The 15,266-nt window shown below is 62.0% G+C and carries 14 protein-coding genes and 1 pseudogene; 1 reads left to right on the top strand and 14 read right to left on the bottom strand.

Annotated elements, in window-relative coordinates:
* Window positions 1-59 precede the first annotated feature (59 nt).
* Window positions 60-440 carry a hypothetical protein gene (locus K1T73_RS17645; RefSeq protein ID WP_220601956.1) on the top strand — a complete coding sequence of 127 codons (381 nt, stop codon included), beginning with the start codon at window positions 60-62 and terminating at the stop codon, window positions 438-440.
* Here the strand turns inward: K1T73_RS17645 and K1T73_RS17640 are convergent.
* From K1T73_RS17640 to K1T73_RS17580, 14 genes and pseudogenes are all read right to left on the bottom strand, one after another.
* Window positions 433-1,761: a site-specific DNA-methyltransferase gene (locus K1T73_RS17640; RefSeq protein WP_220601955.1), complete on the bottom strand. Its 1,329-nt coding sequence runs from the start codon at window positions 1,759-1,761 to the stop codon at window positions 433-435. The two genes, K1T73_RS17645 and K1T73_RS17640, sit on opposite strands and share 8 nt — an antisense overlap.
* Window positions 1,758-3,020: a site-specific DNA-methyltransferase gene (locus K1T73_RS17635; RefSeq protein ID WP_220601954.1), complete on the bottom strand. Its 1,263-nt coding sequence runs from the start codon at window positions 3,018-3,020 to the stop codon at window positions 1,758-1,760. The genes K1T73_RS17640 and K1T73_RS17635 overlap by 4 nt, the downstream gene beginning before the upstream one ends.
* Window positions 3,021-3,488: 468 nt before the next feature.
* Window positions 3,489-4,499: an exonuclease domain-containing protein gene (locus K1T73_RS17630; RefSeq protein WP_220601953.1), complete on the bottom strand. Its 1,011-nt coding sequence runs from the start codon at window positions 4,497-4,499 to the stop codon at window positions 3,489-3,491.
* 99 nt (window positions 4,500-4,598) lie between these two features.
* The gene (locus K1T73_RS17625) at window positions 4,599-4,982 is read right to left on the bottom strand and encodes a hypothetical protein (RefSeq protein WP_220601952.1); all 384 of its coding nucleotides are present in this window, start codon (window positions 4,980-4,982) and stop codon (window positions 4,599-4,601) included.
* Complete coding sequence (locus K1T73_RS17620; protein ID WP_220601951.1) at window positions 4,979-9,850, bottom strand: type ISP restriction/modification enzyme; 4,872 nt, start codon at window positions 9,848-9,850, stop codon at window positions 4,979-4,981. Before K1T73_RS17620 ends, K1T73_RS17625 begins: the two co-directional genes overlap by 4 nt.
* A gap of 117 nt (window positions 9,851-9,967) precedes the next feature.
* A complete protein-coding gene (locus K1T73_RS17615) occupies window positions 9,968-10,657 on the bottom strand; it encodes an RES family NAD+ phosphorylase (RefSeq protein ID WP_220601950.1) in 690 nt (229 codons plus the stop codon).
* Complete coding sequence (locus K1T73_RS17610) at window positions 10,654-11,067, bottom strand: MbcA/ParS/Xre antitoxin family protein (protein WP_220601949.1); 414 nt, start codon at window positions 11,065-11,067, stop codon at window positions 10,654-10,656. The genes K1T73_RS17615 and K1T73_RS17610 overlap by 4 nt, the downstream gene beginning before the upstream one ends.
* 79 nt (window positions 11,068-11,146) lie before the next feature.
* Window positions 11,147-11,800: a hypothetical protein gene (locus tag K1T73_RS17605; protein ID WP_220601948.1), complete on the bottom strand. Its 654-nt coding sequence runs from the start codon at window positions 11,798-11,800 to the stop codon at window positions 11,147-11,149.
* Complete coding sequence (locus K1T73_RS17965) at window positions 11,797-12,450, bottom strand: DNA methyltransferase (protein ID WP_259400357.1); 654 nt, start codon at window positions 12,448-12,450, stop codon at window positions 11,797-11,799. The genes K1T73_RS17605 and K1T73_RS17965 overlap by 4 nt, the downstream gene beginning before the upstream one ends.
* A 43-nt stretch (window positions 12,451-12,493) precedes the next feature.
* Window positions 12,494-12,895, bottom strand: a pseudogene (locus K1T73_RS18095) (DNA cytosine methyltransferase); the annotation flags it as partial.
* Window positions 12,896-12,966: 71 nt separating this feature from the next.
* Entirely contained in the window at window positions 12,967-13,992 is a 1,026-nt protein-coding gene (locus K1T73_RS17595; protein ID WP_220601946.1) for a helix-turn-helix domain-containing protein, read from the bottom strand.
* The gene (locus tag K1T73_RS17590) at window positions 13,989-14,381 is read right to left on the bottom strand and encodes a VRR-NUC domain-containing protein (protein ID WP_220601945.1); all 393 of its coding nucleotides are present in this window, start codon (window positions 14,379-14,381) and stop codon (window positions 13,989-13,991) included. The genes K1T73_RS17595 and K1T73_RS17590 overlap by 4 nt, the downstream gene beginning before the upstream one ends.
* Window positions 14,378-14,650, bottom strand: a complete 273-nt coding sequence (locus K1T73_RS17585; protein ID WP_220601944.1) for a hypothetical protein — start codon at window positions 14,648-14,650, stop codon at window positions 14,378-14,380. The genes K1T73_RS17590 and K1T73_RS17585 overlap by 4 nt, the downstream gene beginning before the upstream one ends.
* On the bottom strand, window positions 14,647-14,892 hold the full coding sequence (locus K1T73_RS17580) for an AlpA family transcriptional regulator (protein WP_220601943.1): 246 nt from the start codon (window positions 14,890-14,892) through the stop codon (window positions 14,647-14,649). Before K1T73_RS17580 ends, K1T73_RS17585 begins: the two co-directional genes overlap by 4 nt.
* Window positions 14,893-15,266 lie beyond the last annotated feature (374 nt).

Raw genomic sequence — 15,266 nt, 5'->3', positions numbered from 1 at the left:
TTGCATCCGATGGAGCTTGTATTGGTTTGCAGAAATTATCACACCAACAATCCGGGAGTTTGGGCGAATTGCTCGCCCTCGCCAAGCTGAACACACTTGGGCTGGCTGCTTACGTTAGCCCTGAGGGCGCTCCGGGGCATGATCTTATTACAATTATTAACGGCCAGCCGAAATCCATCGAGGTAAAGACTCGTCAATTTCGGGAGCGACCGACCGAGATTAGCAGGTGGCCTGTTGATCTTGGCACGAAAGGCGACGCAGATTTTTTCCTGTTCGTCGAACTTGATCTCAGGACGATCACGCCGACCTTTTATCTGTTAAGCAACGCACAGGCTCGTGAAACTAATCGGGTCAGTTCGGGGATGGGAAACTGTTATCCGGGCCAGGTGCGAAAGCTCGTAAAGCCGAATGATTTTTCCCTTTTATTTATCGTCAGCTAAGCGCTAATTCAGCCGTCCGCCCCGTCGCCATCTCCCACCGCCGCACCGCAACGTCGCAATAGACCGGGTCCAGCTCCATCGCGAAACACCGCCGCCCAGCGCGTTCGGCAGCGATCAACTGGGTGCCGGAGCCGCAGAAGGGTTCATAGATCAGGTCGCCCGGATCGCTGAAAGCGGTCAGCACTGCTTCGACCAGCGCCACAGGGAACACCGCCGGGTGCGATCCGGCCGCCCCAAGCCCGCCCTTGTGGCGCATGATGCGGAATACGGAATCGGGAATGCGGTGGCTCTGGATCGCGTTGCCGGTGCCGGTCTTGGCGTGAACGGTGCCGTCGGCCCCGCGCAGCCCACCGCCGCCGAGGGTTGTGCCCGCGTGCTTTGATGGAACTGTCTTGTGCGGTTTGCGGGGCGCGCGGTTGAAATGGAAAATGAACTCGTGCGACGGGGCCAGTCGGCCATTCCAGTCGCCCGGCAGACCAGGGCCCTGATCCCAGACATACCAGCCAAACCGTCGCCAGCCAGAGGCGCGCATCCATTCAACCCATCCCTCCCAATAGGGCAGCCATTCACCGTCTCGATGAACGAGGCCGAGATTGACCAGCAGCTGCGCTTCGCCCGCGACCGGGGCCGCTGTGAAGACGCCCTGCATCAGCACATCCCAGTCGCCGAGTTTTTCCCTGGCCGCGCCATAGTCGCGCTGCTGGGCATAGGGTGGCGAGGTGAACATCAGTGTCGCTTGTTCGCCCCGCATCAGCCTGGCCACGGCGGCAGGATCGGTGGCATCGCCGCAGCACAGCCGGTGTTTGCCCAGCGCCCAGATATCGCCGTGCCGTGTGATCGGTTCGGCTGGCGGTTCGGGGACCACGTCGGCGGTATCGTCGGAAATCGCCGGTCGCTCTTCGGCATCGGTCAGCAATGCGTCCAGTTCATCCTCGGGAATGCCGATCAGCCCGAGGTCGAAATCCTCCGCCAGCAGCGTCTGCAATTCCTGCATGAGCAGCGCCTCGTCCCAGCCACTCAGCTCGGTGAGCTTGTTGTCGGCGATGCGATAAGCCCGGCGTTGGGCCTCGGTCAGATGACCCAGCACGATGACGGGGGCCTCGGGAAGTCCGAGCTGGGTGGCAGCCAGGACACGACCGTGCCCGGCGATCAACTCGCCGTCGGCGGCGACCAGCACCGGGACCGTCCATCCGAACTCGGCCATGCTGGCAGCGATCTTGCCGACCTGGTCGGCCTCGTGGGTTTTGGCGTTGCGGACGTATGGTTTCAGCCGGGCGATGGGCCAGTGTTCAATCTGCCCCGGCAGGATTGGAGCGTTCATGCCGCGAGCCTCTTGGCCTTCAGTTCGGCGAAGGTCTCGCCTGTCTCGGCCAGCACAGCGTCGGCGCCAGTGAATTGCTGCCAGCGCTCGATGGCCACATCGACGTAAATCGGGTTCAATTCAATCCCGAGACAGACACGCCCAGTGGTTTCGGCCGCGATCAGCGTGGTGCCTGATCCCATGAAGGGTTCAAAGACCGCTTGTCCGGGACTGGAATTGTTCAGGATCGGGCGGCGCATACATTCCACCGGCTTCTGGGTGCCGTGCACAGTGGCGGCATCCTGATCCTTGCCCGAGATATGCCAGAGCGTGGTCTGCTTGCGGTCGCCCGCCCAGTGCCCCTTGCCGGTCTTCTTCACAGCATACCAGCAGGGTTCATGCTGCCAGTGATAGTCGCCCCGGCTGAGGACAAGCCGGTCCTTGGCCCAGATGATCTGCGACCGCACCGCAAAACCCGCTGCGACGAGGCTCTCGGCGACGGTCGCCGCGTGCAGCGCGCCATGCCAGACATAGGCGACGTCGCCGGGGAACAGCGCCCAAGCCTCGCGCCAGTCGGCACGATCATCGTTCAGCACCTTGCCGGTGCGTTTGGTCTTGGCGGCTCCCGTCTGGTTGCGCCAGGACGGGTCATATTCCACGCCATAGGGCGGGTCCGTCACCATCAGCAGCGGCGTCACATAGCCCAGCAGCCGTCCGACCACATCGGCGGACGTGCTGTCGTCGCAGATCAACCGATGCGAACCAAGCTGCCAGAGGTCGCCCGCGACCGACACCGGCGTGACCGGCGGTTCCGGAATGTCATCCTCGCCCTCAATGGGCCCGTCGTCGCCCAGCGCGTCCGGATCCCGCAGCAGGGCATCCAGGTCCTCGTCGGTGATCCCGAGCAGCGACAGGTCGAAATCTTCGGCCAGCAGCCCTGCGATCTCGTCGCGCAGTATCGCCTCGTCCCATTCCCCGAGCTCGGTAAGCTTGTTGTCGGCGATGCGGTAGGCCCGCCGCTCGGCTTCATCCAGGTGGCCGAGCCGGATCACCGGCACGTCGGTCAGCCCGAGCATTGTCGCCGCCAGCACCCGCCCATGTCCGGCAATCAGCTCGCCATCGTCGGCCACCATGCAGGGCACAGTCCAGCCGAACTTCGCCATGCTGGCCGCGATCTTGGCCACCTGGTCGTCGCCGTGCATCTTGGCATTGCGAGCATAGGGGCGCAGCCGGTCGATCGGCCACGTCTCGATCTCGCTAGGCGCGAAGACAAGGTCCATGGGATGACTCTCATTTTGGGCAGGGCAGACATGCCGGTGCGCGCGGCCGAGTGTGGCAGCGGCCGAATCGGGATCAGCGATGTGGAGAAAAACGAAAGCGCCCGAGAGGGATTTCCTCCGGGCGCTATTCTTCGATGATCAATAGGTAGGTCAAGGGGGGCAGCTTTGTCAATTGAAAAACGGAAGTGGATTCAAAGGCTTCTCCGTGGGTGGCTTCCGAAGCCTGGCTTCTGGTTCAGGAGGCTTCCCTGGATTTCACGGGGTGGATTCTTGACAGAAACAGTAAAATCCACCCTGAGAGCCGGGAGGACCAACGTAAGGCGCTGTAATATTGTGATTTTATTTCGCGCTTTCACCGAGGTGGCTTCCAAGTGGATTCCCCGGTGAAGAAGCCAGTCGCTAGCGAAATGCCGCGCTGCGCCCCCCCGTATACGTTCGGGCGCGGGGAGGAACCATTGGGAGGGGGGATCAACTCGCCTTGGCGTTGGCGACAAGGGCCTTAAAGTCGCTTTCGCCAATAATGCGGATGGGATGCCCGCCGCTCTGCATTTCCTCTGCCTTTCGGTGCTTGCTACTTTTGGTGTGCCCGGCAAGGACTGTCAGGTCCTGATCGCCAACGACCAGATGCGTTGTCTGCTTGGTCACTCCCGCCTTCACCGTCATGCCGACGCGGGCCGCAAGTTCAGCGGCCTCATTCCGCGACATGCCCAGTGCACCGGTGAAGACCACCACGGAACCGGCCAGTGCACCGGCAGGATCGCCGTCCTTGGTGATTGCGGCAGGAAAACTCTTTTTGGGAGCAGGCTTGATCAGGTCCTCAAAGGGAAGTCGAAGATGAGCTTCGGCGTGCAGCACGACCATCGCCGCGGCACGCGCGTCTTCGCCAGCGTCATGATGATGGAACTGGAGGTTCAGCGTGCGCTTCAGGTTCGCCAGCCCGTGTCCGCCGTTCCCCTTCAACTCTGGCCAAGCACGCCTTGCAATCTGGACGCTGTCGCTCCAACGCAGGTCCGGGGCGTCAATACCGCAGAAACCGCAGGCTGCATTCATAGCCCGCTTGTCGAAGTTGCTGTGTTGGACGAGGTGATGATTTGTCAGCAACTGCAGCAGTGATTCCAACGCGTCGGGGAAATGAGGCGCATCCGCGACATGATCAGGGCCGATTCCATGCAGCTGGATGTTGAACGGGTCAAACCGTGTGCGTGGATTGACCAGCATCGAGAAGGTCTGGATCTGGTTGTCGGGCTCAACACAGGCCAGGCCGATCTGGCAGATGCTGGCAACATCGCTGCAGGCGGTTTCAACGTCCAGCGCGACGAAGCGGAAGCTGCCCTCCGGCACGCGGTCTGCATGGTCGAATGCCGGTCTGGCAGGAGGACGGACGGTTTCCGGCGTTCGGTGTCCGGTAGCGACGGAACGAGGCTGGTTTCGTTGAGACGGTTCCGGAGTACGGCCGAACAGCCAGTCAAAAAGCGCCATGGGACAACCTCTCTGAAAAATACCGCAACGGGCCGCATAGCTCCGGCCAACCTCCAATATTCGCCCCAAAATCCGGGCGTGTGCGTGCCGGATTGACGGTCATGGAGCGCACAGCTTCGCATCCTCGAGCGTGCTCGCGTAGATCAGGCAGGTTTCCACGTCCTCCAGCCGCGCCGCCATTCCCCTCGCGATTTCGAGGTTCTCGTTGAAATCGTCGACCAAGTCGTTGTGCTTTCTCAGCAGCGCGTCATGCGCCTCGGCGCATTCGGTCACGTTGGATTTACAGGTGAACCCTTCGTAATCGCATTGGTAGCTGTCGAAACAGGCAGCGTTCTCACTCACGCATTTGCCCGAACTGGAGCAGACCGTATCGCCATAGCCGAGGCAAGCACCGCGGTCACCGTAGGAGCAGGTGAAGCCCTGTTGCGCGAGCGCGCCCGACGGGATCAGCGCGATGGTGAAGAGCAGCGTTTTGATTTTCATTCCGGGAGGTCCAGTTTTGGCAGCGCGCGGACGATCTTCATCGTCTCGAGGCTCACCGTGATGACGCGTTGGAACAGCTCCAGCGGATAGGCTGGGTTGTTCATTGTCTCGTTGGCGTAATCGTTGGCGTCGTTGACGATGCCGCTGGCCTTGTCGGTCTTGACCACCTGGCGCTCCATCACCCATTCCAGCGCGGGCTTGCCGTTGACGATGTAATCGTAGGCCTCCAGCGGCACGTCGGTCATGGTGATGTTGGCGTTGTAGATCACCGTGGTCTTGTCGGTGTCGCCGCGCTTGCCCGCGAATTTCATCTTGGTCACGCGGTAGAAAGCCTGCGCGTCCTTGACCACCCAAGTGCGCGGATCGCCCTGCTTATAGGTGGCTGGATAGGGCTCCACGGTCTCATAATTGACGTGGAGATCGCCCAGCGCGCGCCCGGCGTCGACGAAGGTGCGGAAGTCGGCGTAGGTTTTGACGCAGGGAATGCGGGGCAGTTCCTTGGTCAGGTTGTCGGCGTAGCGGTCGCGGTAGTCGTTTGAATGCAGCAGGCCGTAGACGTAGTAGAAGATGTCCTCCTTGGTGATCTCCTCGCCCGGATAGACCGCTTGGAAATGCGCCAGCCCGGCATCGGTGATCGCGTCGCGGCGCTGGAGCCCGGTGGACTGGCCCTCAAAGAGGCCGCCGGGATCCTCGTCATGCTGGTCGTAAAGGTAGAGCGAGACACACTGAGTTCCGCCATCGCTTTGAAGATCGGGAACGCGATCAACCATTAGTGCGAGTTGACCGTCTCCGTGCCATCTTTGCTTGATCATTATCACGCGGTTCACGGCTTCTCGATTTGGGAAGAACCGGGGCATAAGATAGCTGCTCCAGTTCAAGTCCTTGTCCTTATACAGCCATATGCTTTGATAAGGTCGATAGATGGCCTGCTGAAGCCGGTCCTCGTTGAAAGATAGATTTCTGCCTTTCTCATAGGATCTCAGAGTGGATTGGCACCACTTGAATCGATCAGCGCGTGTATCCGGCTTGTGATCGCTATCGGAGCGGCGCTCGTCGACCTGACGATTATAAAACGAAATCGATGTCTCAATTCGGTTCTCCAAATCGGATTTGGATGAACCGTATACCCAAGAATCTCGGTTTGTTTTTAGTCCGGCAGAATGCGTTTCGAAAACGGCTGGTTGGGAGCCATTCTTCTCGGATATATCGATAAACTTTCCGAAGTCGGCATCTCGCTGTCCCAGCCAATCGAAATTCTCGTTGGGCGTAACCCTCTCCCATGCCTCGGCATCGGTAATCCCGCCAACCGCACCGAAATCCCGAATGATCGCGAGCTTTTGCTTCTGATCCAGATAATCGCCGATATCGTGGAAGAAGATCCGACCATGTTCCACCGCGTCTGGGTTCTTGACGAAGACGCTTACGGCAATCGGTGCGCGGCTGCCCGAACCGAAAATCTTGCCACCTTCCTTGCGGGACTTTTCCCCGCTGGTCCGCTGGTTGCCGCGTAGGTGGAAAACATAGAGGTCCGTGAACTCTTCCGCCAGGCATGCGCGCATCCCATCAGCGGCGTTTCCATCCACCCATCCCGCGTTCGTAACGAAGGCCACGACGCCAGCATCCCCAATCCGATCTGAGGCCCAGCGGATCGCTCGGATATAGCTGTCGTAGAGCGACCGCATGTTGGTGTTCGCCGACCGTGCCGCGTAGGTTGATCTGATCCGTGCGTCCAGCCCCGGATAGATAACATTGGCATTGTCATCGTTCGCGGTCGATTGCCCCACCGAATACGGCGGGTTGCCAACGATCACCCGGATGTCGACCTCCTTCTGCCGTTTGCGGCGCTCGGAATTGTCGGGCATGTAGAGCGCCAGCTCGTCCTTGCCCTCATACATCTGGAAGGTGTCGGTGAGACAGATGCCCTCGAACGGCACGTAGTCGTCGCTCTCGGCGATCCCCTGATAGACGGCCTCGATGTTGATTGCGGCGATGTAGTAGGCCAGCAGGACGATCTCGTTGGCGTGGATCTCGTTGCGGAACTTGTGCTCCAGCTCCTCTGGTGCAATCAGGCCGGATTGCAGCAGCCGCGTGATGAAGGTGCCCGTGCCGGTGAAGGGGTCGATGATGTGGACGCCCTTGGACCCCAGCGTCTGGCCAAAATGCTCCTGCAACATCTCGTTGACCGAGTGCAGGATGAAATCGACGATCTCGACCGGCGTATAGACAATACCCAGCTTCTCGGTCGTGCGGGGGAAGGCGTTGCGGAAGAACTTGTCGTAGAGCTCGACGATCAGGCGCTGCTTGGCCTGCGGATCGGTGATCCCGGTCGAGCGCATCTTGACGCTGGCGTAGAACTTTTCGAGGTCCTTGGATTCCTTGTCGAGGTTGGCCTCGTTCAGCACATCCAGTACGCGCTGCATCGCGCGCGACACGGGGTTTTCAGCGGTGAACTTGTGACCTTCGAACAGGGTCTCGAACACGGGCCGCGTGATAATGTGCTGGGCCAGCATCTCGATGGCGTCGGCTTCGGAAATGGTGTCGTTCAGATCGTCGCGCAGTTCGGCCAGGAAGGCATCGAAGGCATTGCGGGCGTCTGTATCCGGGTCTTTCAACAAGGCGGTCAGGCGGGTGATGTGGTTCTTGGCGATTTCGGCGATGGAGGCGGACCAGTCCTCCCAATAATCGCGGGTGCCGCATTTCTTGACGATCTTGGCCATGATGGCGCGGGAGAATTCGTCGACGGAGAAGGTCATCTCGGTCTGAAGCGGATCACTTTCGAGCACCTCATCCCCGGCGCCGCCGTTGCCAGACCCGATGCCGGAACCTGCCGCCTTGGTCTTGGTGGGCAGTTTGTCGACAACTGCGGTGACAGATTTCAGCTCTTCTGATGCTGCATCTATTCCAACGATCTCGATGGAATCGCTGATGTCCTGCCCGAGCGACATCTTGTTGATGGTGCTGTCAAAGCGTTCATCATGGGCGCGCAGCGCGTTCAGAATCTGCCAGACGACGCGATAACGCTCATTGTCGGCCAGCGCCTGTTCGGGCGGAACCCCTGCGGGAACGCCGACCGGCAGGATGACATAGCCCATCTTCTTGGTGTCGGTCTTGCGCATGACGCGGCCAACCGATTGCACCACGTCGATCTGACTCTTGCGCGGGTGCAGGAACATGATCGCGTCGAGGGCGGGCACGTCGACGCCTTCGGACAGGCAGCGCGCGTTGGTCAGAATACGGCAAGTGTTCTCGCCGCCGCCGACTCTTAGCCAATCCAGCAGAGCGCCACGAGTCTTGGCGTTGAAGGTGCCATCGACATGTTCGATTTCGCATTGCAGATGGCTGGACGGCGCGTGGGCCTCAACCAAGCTGTCCTGGTCGAGGTATTCATCCACGACGGTGGTGAACTCGTCCCGGATCAGCTTGGAGCTGCGGATGTCCTTCGCAAAGGCCAGTGCGCGCCGCATGGGGTGAGGATCAGCGGTGACGTCGGCCTTGAGGTCGACCTTGGTCAACGCTTTGTAGCAACCGATAATCTTGGTCGCATCATCCAGCACCAGTTCGCTGCCCGCATCGCCAAGCCGCTTCTGCACCGCCGCACTGACCAGCCCCTCGTCCATCGCCAGGACGATGACCTTGTAATCGGTCAGCAACCCGTTCTGCACCGCCCAGCCGAACCCGCGATAAAACAGCGTTTCGCCAAAGAGGGCGGGATCGTCCATCGATGCCAGTTCGGCGCCAACTTCATCCGCCTTGCTGCGGACGTTGTCGCCGAAGATCCGGGGCGTGGCGGTCATGTAGAGCCGTTTGCGACCTTTGACGTGATCGTCGCTGTGAATCTTGACGAAGTTCGACTCTTCCTCGCCACCAAGCGTCGCACCGGTGGTGCGGTGCGCCTCATCACAGATGATCAGGTCGAATTCCGGCAGGCCAGCTTCCTGAGCGCGCGTCAGGGTGACGATCGATTGATAGGTCGAGAAGATGACCGTCATCCGCTCGGGATCGTGCTCGCCCGCATTTTCGGCGACCTTGGCCGGATCCGTGGTGGCGGGAAACGCCAGATCATGGATCTCGATTTCGGCAATGTCGTCGGTGCTTTTGCGACGCTTGCCGACGTGGGCATCCGAGCAGACAGCGAAGGCGCGGATCGGCGTTTCGGTGTCATTGGTCCATTCGCGTACAGTCTGGGACATCAGTGCAAGCGAGGGCACCATGAACAGCACCCGCCTGCCTTTTCCTGCGATGGATTCCGCTATTTTCAAAGAGGTGAAGGTCTTGCCAGTGCCACAGGCCATGATCAGTTTGCCGCGATCAGCTTCGGCCAGACCCAGCGCAACTTCGGCCAGCGCGTCACGCTGGTGGCCCAGAAGGGACTTCTTGGCGCTGAGGACGATTTCGCCGCGTGCCTCGAAGATCGTCCAGTCGATCCGGCTGTCCCGAAGATCGGTGAGGCCGATCCGGACAACGGGGATTGTTTGCCCCCGGATCATTTCTTCGGCGTTCGTGCCCCATTCGCGCTCTGTCGTGTCCAGAACCACGCGTCGCCGGAACGGCTCCTTGCCGGAGGCCGAGATGAAGCTGTCGATATGCGATTTCTGGATCCGGGTATCGGCGGCATAGAATTTTGCCTGGATCGCTGCAAACCCATCCTCGTTGCGCAGTTTGGCGACCAAATCGATGCCGACATCTTTGCCATCCCAGCTGTTAGCCTGCGCCCATTCAGACCACGACCAGACCGCTTCGTATTCTTCGGCCTGGACTGGGTCGTTCAAAAAGAATGCCAAGGCGAGGCGCTCGAAGTAGGTGCCTTTCTCGCGCTCGGTGACGGCTGCATCGCGATAGGATTGAAGGATTCGATCGATAGCAGTCATAAACGTCCCAAGTAATATTTTCCTTCAGGTTAGCGCCCATCAACGTGACGTGCGACCCATATTTCCTGCACCTTGGGCCACCTGATTTGAAGTTGCGCTGTGGCATAGCCGCCCGCTTTAGCGCACGCTCATGATCTTACCGGTATCCAGCTTCTTGACGTAATCGACCGCGCTGCCGTTCCAGTGGTAGGCGAAATGCGCCCCCTGTGCGGGGATCGGAACCACGTCGGGCCAGAACGCGGCGATGCAGTTGCCGCCCGCAAACCTCACGCTGGGCCAGGTGATGCCGTCAGAACCCGCCGCGCGGCGCTGGGCGCCAAAAAGCTGCGATGCGGCGTAGTCGTCGGGATCCAGCAGGTCGGCCATCCCGGTGACATCGTCAAATTCGGCATCGACAGACCCGATCAACTCGCGAAACTGCGATGTCCAGCCGGGAGCTTCGTCCGTAGCCAGCATGGTTCTGGTGTGGTGATGGATGGTTTCGGCAATCGCGACCTCGGTGCTGTCGCCCGCGTAGTAGAGGCCAAATGTTCCATCGGAGAATCGCCCCGGCCGCCGCGGCGAGCAATGCACGAAGGGGGCCATGACCCAGCTTGCGCCGGTTCCTGTGACGCGCCGGGCCACGGGGACCTTTGCGAGATCGCCGATGCTGTCGCGGATGCGCGGGTTGAACTTGGCTTCGGCCGAGGCCAGCGCCTCCCAATCGGCAGGGTCGGCAATGTCCTCGAACAGGTCAATCGGCGGATAGATCGAGCGGATGATCCGGGCTGTGCGCGGCCAGATCACGCGGCGCACCGGTGCGGTCACCACGCCCCGCGCTCGGCGTCCAGATAGCTGCGCAGGTCAATCAGGTCGGTGATCTCGCCGCGCATCATGATGTCGAGCGCGCTTTGGCCGTTGAAGGCCGCGTTTGGTTTTCTGATCCAGTCATAGCCGCGCGCGGGATCGGTGAACAGATAGCGCAGGCCCTTGTGAATCCCCATCAGGATCGCCATGCGCGCCCGCAGATCGCGGTCGATCCGACCGATGCTGCCGTCCTTCCAGCGCGCCCATGTGCGCTGGGCCATGTCGCCCAGCAGGGTGCGGGCCTCGATATCGCTGAGCTGCCAGGCGCGAAACAGGTTTACGGTGGTGCGCGCGAGAGCAGCCGCCTCCTCGTCCGTGATGGCGGGAAGGTCCGGGCGGGACGCGGTGGGTTCGATCGTGGCAAACTGCATGGCAAATCTCCTGTGGCAAATATATATAGGTTACATGCCATTTGGCAAGGATCAGTTTCCGGTGAGATCGCTCCGCGCGTCAGTGCCACGGTCGCACTTTCGGCATTGCCGCTGTCACCTCTACCTCCCGCAGCATCCCGCCTGCCACAAGTCCATCACGCACCCAATCCAGCGCCTGCCACCAATCCTCGTAGCCGCGCCGGGCGGAGGCGATCTGCTCAGGATGCGGCCGCCAGGTGACCGGGCAGGCCAGAACCTCCACTGTCCGCCATTTGCCCCGGGTCTGCACCCGTTCGGTGCCTACAACTTCCGTCACGGCCCGAACGCCATGCTGGTTTTGCCGCGTCTCAACCGGCACACAGCGCGGCACGACGCCGGGCATCCAGTCCGGGGTCAGCCCGGCGCGGGCCAGCTCTGCCACGCGGATCGCCATGCGGATGCCGCCTAGGCTGTCGGGCATTCCGGCGACGGTGGCGGCAATCACCTCAGCATCCGCATGGGTGTAGCTGCCCATCTTGTGCTGGCCGCCATCGACCTTGCAGCCCAGCGCAGCACGCTGCATCAGGACGTATTCGAGGCCAAACCCAAAGCCCTCCTCAACCACATCCTCCGGCGGCGGCAGTTCCAGCTGTGCCTTTTCCACCCGGAATGCCCATTCCAGTGCCGCCTGCACGCTTAGCGCGCGTTTCACCTTTGTCCCGCCAGCCCGGCCAATCCGTTCCTGCATGCTCATGGCTGCAATCCTTCAAAAAGGTTCATTTGCGCTGGGTCTTCCGGCTCGTCCATCGGTCGCCAGATCCACGGGCCCGAGGCCATGGGCAGCCGCGAGAGAGCGCCACGCATACGCTGCTGCCAGTGGATGAACGCCGTTGCCGAGCAGGCGCAGAGCGCGTGCCCGATGGGCCAACCCATCAGCCATCCGACGAAGAGCGGATTGAGCCGCCGCCGCGCCCGGGCTCTCAGGATACGCCGCGAGACGGCCCGCCCATGCGAGGCAATCAGATAGGCCCAAAGCGGGCGCGAGATCGGGGCGTGCAGCGAGGATTGCCGCCCATCCGGCGGGGTCCCCTGGTCCGGGCGGGTGAAGCCCTGTTCCGCCCGATAGTGCAGGATATCCATCCGGGACTTCCCATCGGCGCGGGTCACGCTGGCCGGGCTGCTGCCCTTCCAGTTCTGTGCGGCCGGTGTCGGCCATTGCGCTGCCTGCGCTGGCAGGGGCGGCCTCCCGCCCGAGCCGTAATTCTGCCCCGGACCGCCTTTCGCGCCATCCGTCGCCTTCGGCGTCGACCAGTTGGTGATGCCCAGCGCCAGCGCTTCTGCCTTGCGGGTGAAGTCGCTGTTCCCCGCCGGGTTGTAGCTCGCGGTGCCGGGATGCAGACCCATCGGTGTGGGCCAGGATGAAGATGCGCAGCCGCTGGTGCGGCGCGCCGACTTCTGCCGCGCTGAACAGGCCCGCCGCAGGCGTGTAGTCCATGTCCCAAAGCTCTCGCAGCACGGTTTCAAGGCCGAGGGTGACGTGCCCGGCGACGTTCTCGAGGAAGACCCATTCGGGGTTACATTCGCGGATGATGCGGGCGACCTCGGGCCAGAGGTGGCGGGGATCGTCGGCCCCTCCGCGATTTCCGGCGGCGCTGAAGGGTTGGCAGGGATATCCGGCGAGGACGGTGTCGAAGGCACCGCGGAAGAGCCGGGCGTCGAAGCTTCGCAGATCGTCCCAGATCGATGCCGGGGCGAAATATCCCGCGCGCTGGGCGGCGATGAGAACCGCGCGGGGCCAGTCCTCCCATTCGACAAAGGCGCGGGTGTGATATCCGGGCTCGGCGAGCATGAGGCCCAGATCGAGGCCTCCGCCGCCTGCGCAGAGGGACAATCCGTGCCGGGGACGTGACACCATGCCATTCACCGCACTCCCCGCAGCCGCAGCCGCTCGGCCGTAACCAGCCCGCGCGCCAGCATCAAACTGCACATGGCGGTGCTGATCATGCCGTTGGGCAGGTATTCGTCGGAGTTGACCTTGGCGGCGTAGAATTCCGCCAGTTCATCCGGGCTGGGTGGTGGCTTGCCGTGGGTTTTGCGGCTGCGTTTGGCTTTCCGGCCGCTTGCATTTTCCGCGGCTGCCTGCACATCGCGCTGGGCGGCGCGTTCCATGAACCGATCCAGCGCCTTGGGGCCATCAGGCGGATTGGGGTGATCGCAGCGGGACTCGGTCGCGACCTCAATGATCCGATCTTCGGAGAGCCCGAGGTCATCGATCCAGCGGCGAACGTGCGACCGCGCTGGCCAACCCTGCCACCAGCTCGGTAGGGTCGCATTGCCGGCAAAGCCCAGCGCGCCGCAGAGCTCTGCGAAGAACCGATCAAAATCGGCCTCGCGCGCAGCCGCGTCCTCCTCCTCCTTTAGTGGTTCCCTTAGTGGTTCTCTTACAGGGTTAGTGTCCGGATTCCGGACACGGGATTGGCCATTTTTCGGACACGGGTCGGGGCAAAAATCGGACACGGCTTTTTGCGTTTTGCCATGTGCGATTTCCGGACACGGCTCGGTCTGACCGGCTGCATGGGTTGAGTTTTCCGGGCCGGTTTCTGGCTCATGATCGAGGTCGAAAACCCCGTGTCCGGTTTCCGGACATGGCTCGGGATCATCTGGCGTAAAGCCTTTCTCAAAGCCCAGGATATAGCGTGTCGACATCTGTCTTTTACTGACCGGATCGAGGCGCGGCACCCGGCGCAGCAGCCTGGCTGCCTCGAGCAGGTCCAGATGCGCGTTCAGGGTGGAGCGGCTGATCTCGCAATCGTTCGCCAGCCGCTCCTGCGATGGAAAGCAGCCGAAATCCGGGTTAAACCGGTCGCTGAGATGCCAGAGCACAATCTTGGTGGTGGGTTTCAGTCCGCGCTGCTTGATCGCCCAGTTGGTGGCCTCGTGACTCATGGCGACGCCCTCCGCGCTGGGCGGACACGGCTGGTGAAGCCATGATCGGCCAACGCGCCCAGCGCGTCGTCGAGCGAGCGCACGAGCGCCCAGCCGAAGCCCTGCGCCAGCACGGCGTCGCGAAACGCCTCCTGGTTGGGGCGCAGGCGACCCTTCGGGGCCTTCAATTCCAGAAACAGGACGCGCCCGTCGCAGAGCACCATCAGGTCGGCAAAACCTGCGTACACGCCCATACCGACCAAAATAGCCTGGCGTTTCGCGCCGCGGGGGCCAGCTACGGTCACCTCATTGGCGCAGTGATGGATGATGGCCGTGCGCGGCAGGGCAACGCGCAACGCCTGCACGACCGCGCGCTGCAGATCGGCCTCGGGGGTGCCGCGCCGCGTCATTGCGCGCCCCTCCCATCTTGATCCCGCCGCTGGACTGATCGGGCTGACTGCCGTGCGTCGATGACCACCAGCAGAATGCGGGCGTCCTCGCATTCCTGTTCGGTCTCGCCATGCTGAACGAGCATATTGCAGGCGAGCCGGACCAGGTGGTCCGAATGGTGGACCACGTCGGCCAGGACGGCGCGGGCCTCGCGCCGCCGCTCGTCGATCCAGTCCGCGCGAGCCGCGTCCCGCGCGTGGGGTCCGCGAACGGGGGTGGGCGCGTTCATCGCCGACCTCCCGCTGTCTTGACCCGCGGCATTTCCTGCGCGGCCAGCCAGTCTTCCACCGCGCGGCGCCGATAGAGCACCATGCGCCCCGCCCGCACGCAGGGCGGTCCGACCCGCCGGGCTTCCCATCGCCCGAGGGTGTCGACCGTCACGCCCAGCGCATCGGCCAGTTCCTTGCGGCTGATCCAGCCCGACAGCAGGGCTGCGGCGGTCGTCTCCGGTTCAGTCTGTGATTGAATCATCTCTGCCTCCTGTTTGCCGCCCGGCGTGGGCGGATGTCGTCAGACAGCGAGAACAGATCGGCAGGGGTGGCGGGGTGGCGCAGGGTGGCGCTCATTTGCCAGCACCGATGCCACCCCTTGTTCTATTGATGTTTTGCGAGGGGGCGCTCTGGATCGGAACGAATCAATCAGCAAGTTCAACTGTCAAGAAAGGAGTTCGGTTGTGTTCGCTGTTTGTTCTGGCGTTCATCCATAGGGAGAGTCGTTTGGAGAATCACAGCGAAAGGGGCCAGCAAATATGGGTGAGGTTATTTTTGATCCGAGCCTGGTCTTTCCCCGCCCACTGCCATCGCGGGCTTTGCGCGCGGCTGATTTCCATTCGCTGTCTGCCAGGC

The sequence above is a fragment of the Roseovarius sp. SCSIO 43702 genome (genome assembly GCF_019599045.1).
Lineage (GTDB): Bacteria > Pseudomonadota > Alphaproteobacteria > Rhodobacterales > Rhodobacteraceae > Roseovarius.
The sequence above is the reverse complement of the archived record's forward strand: the minus strand, read 5'-3'. Positions and strand labels throughout refer to the sequence as shown.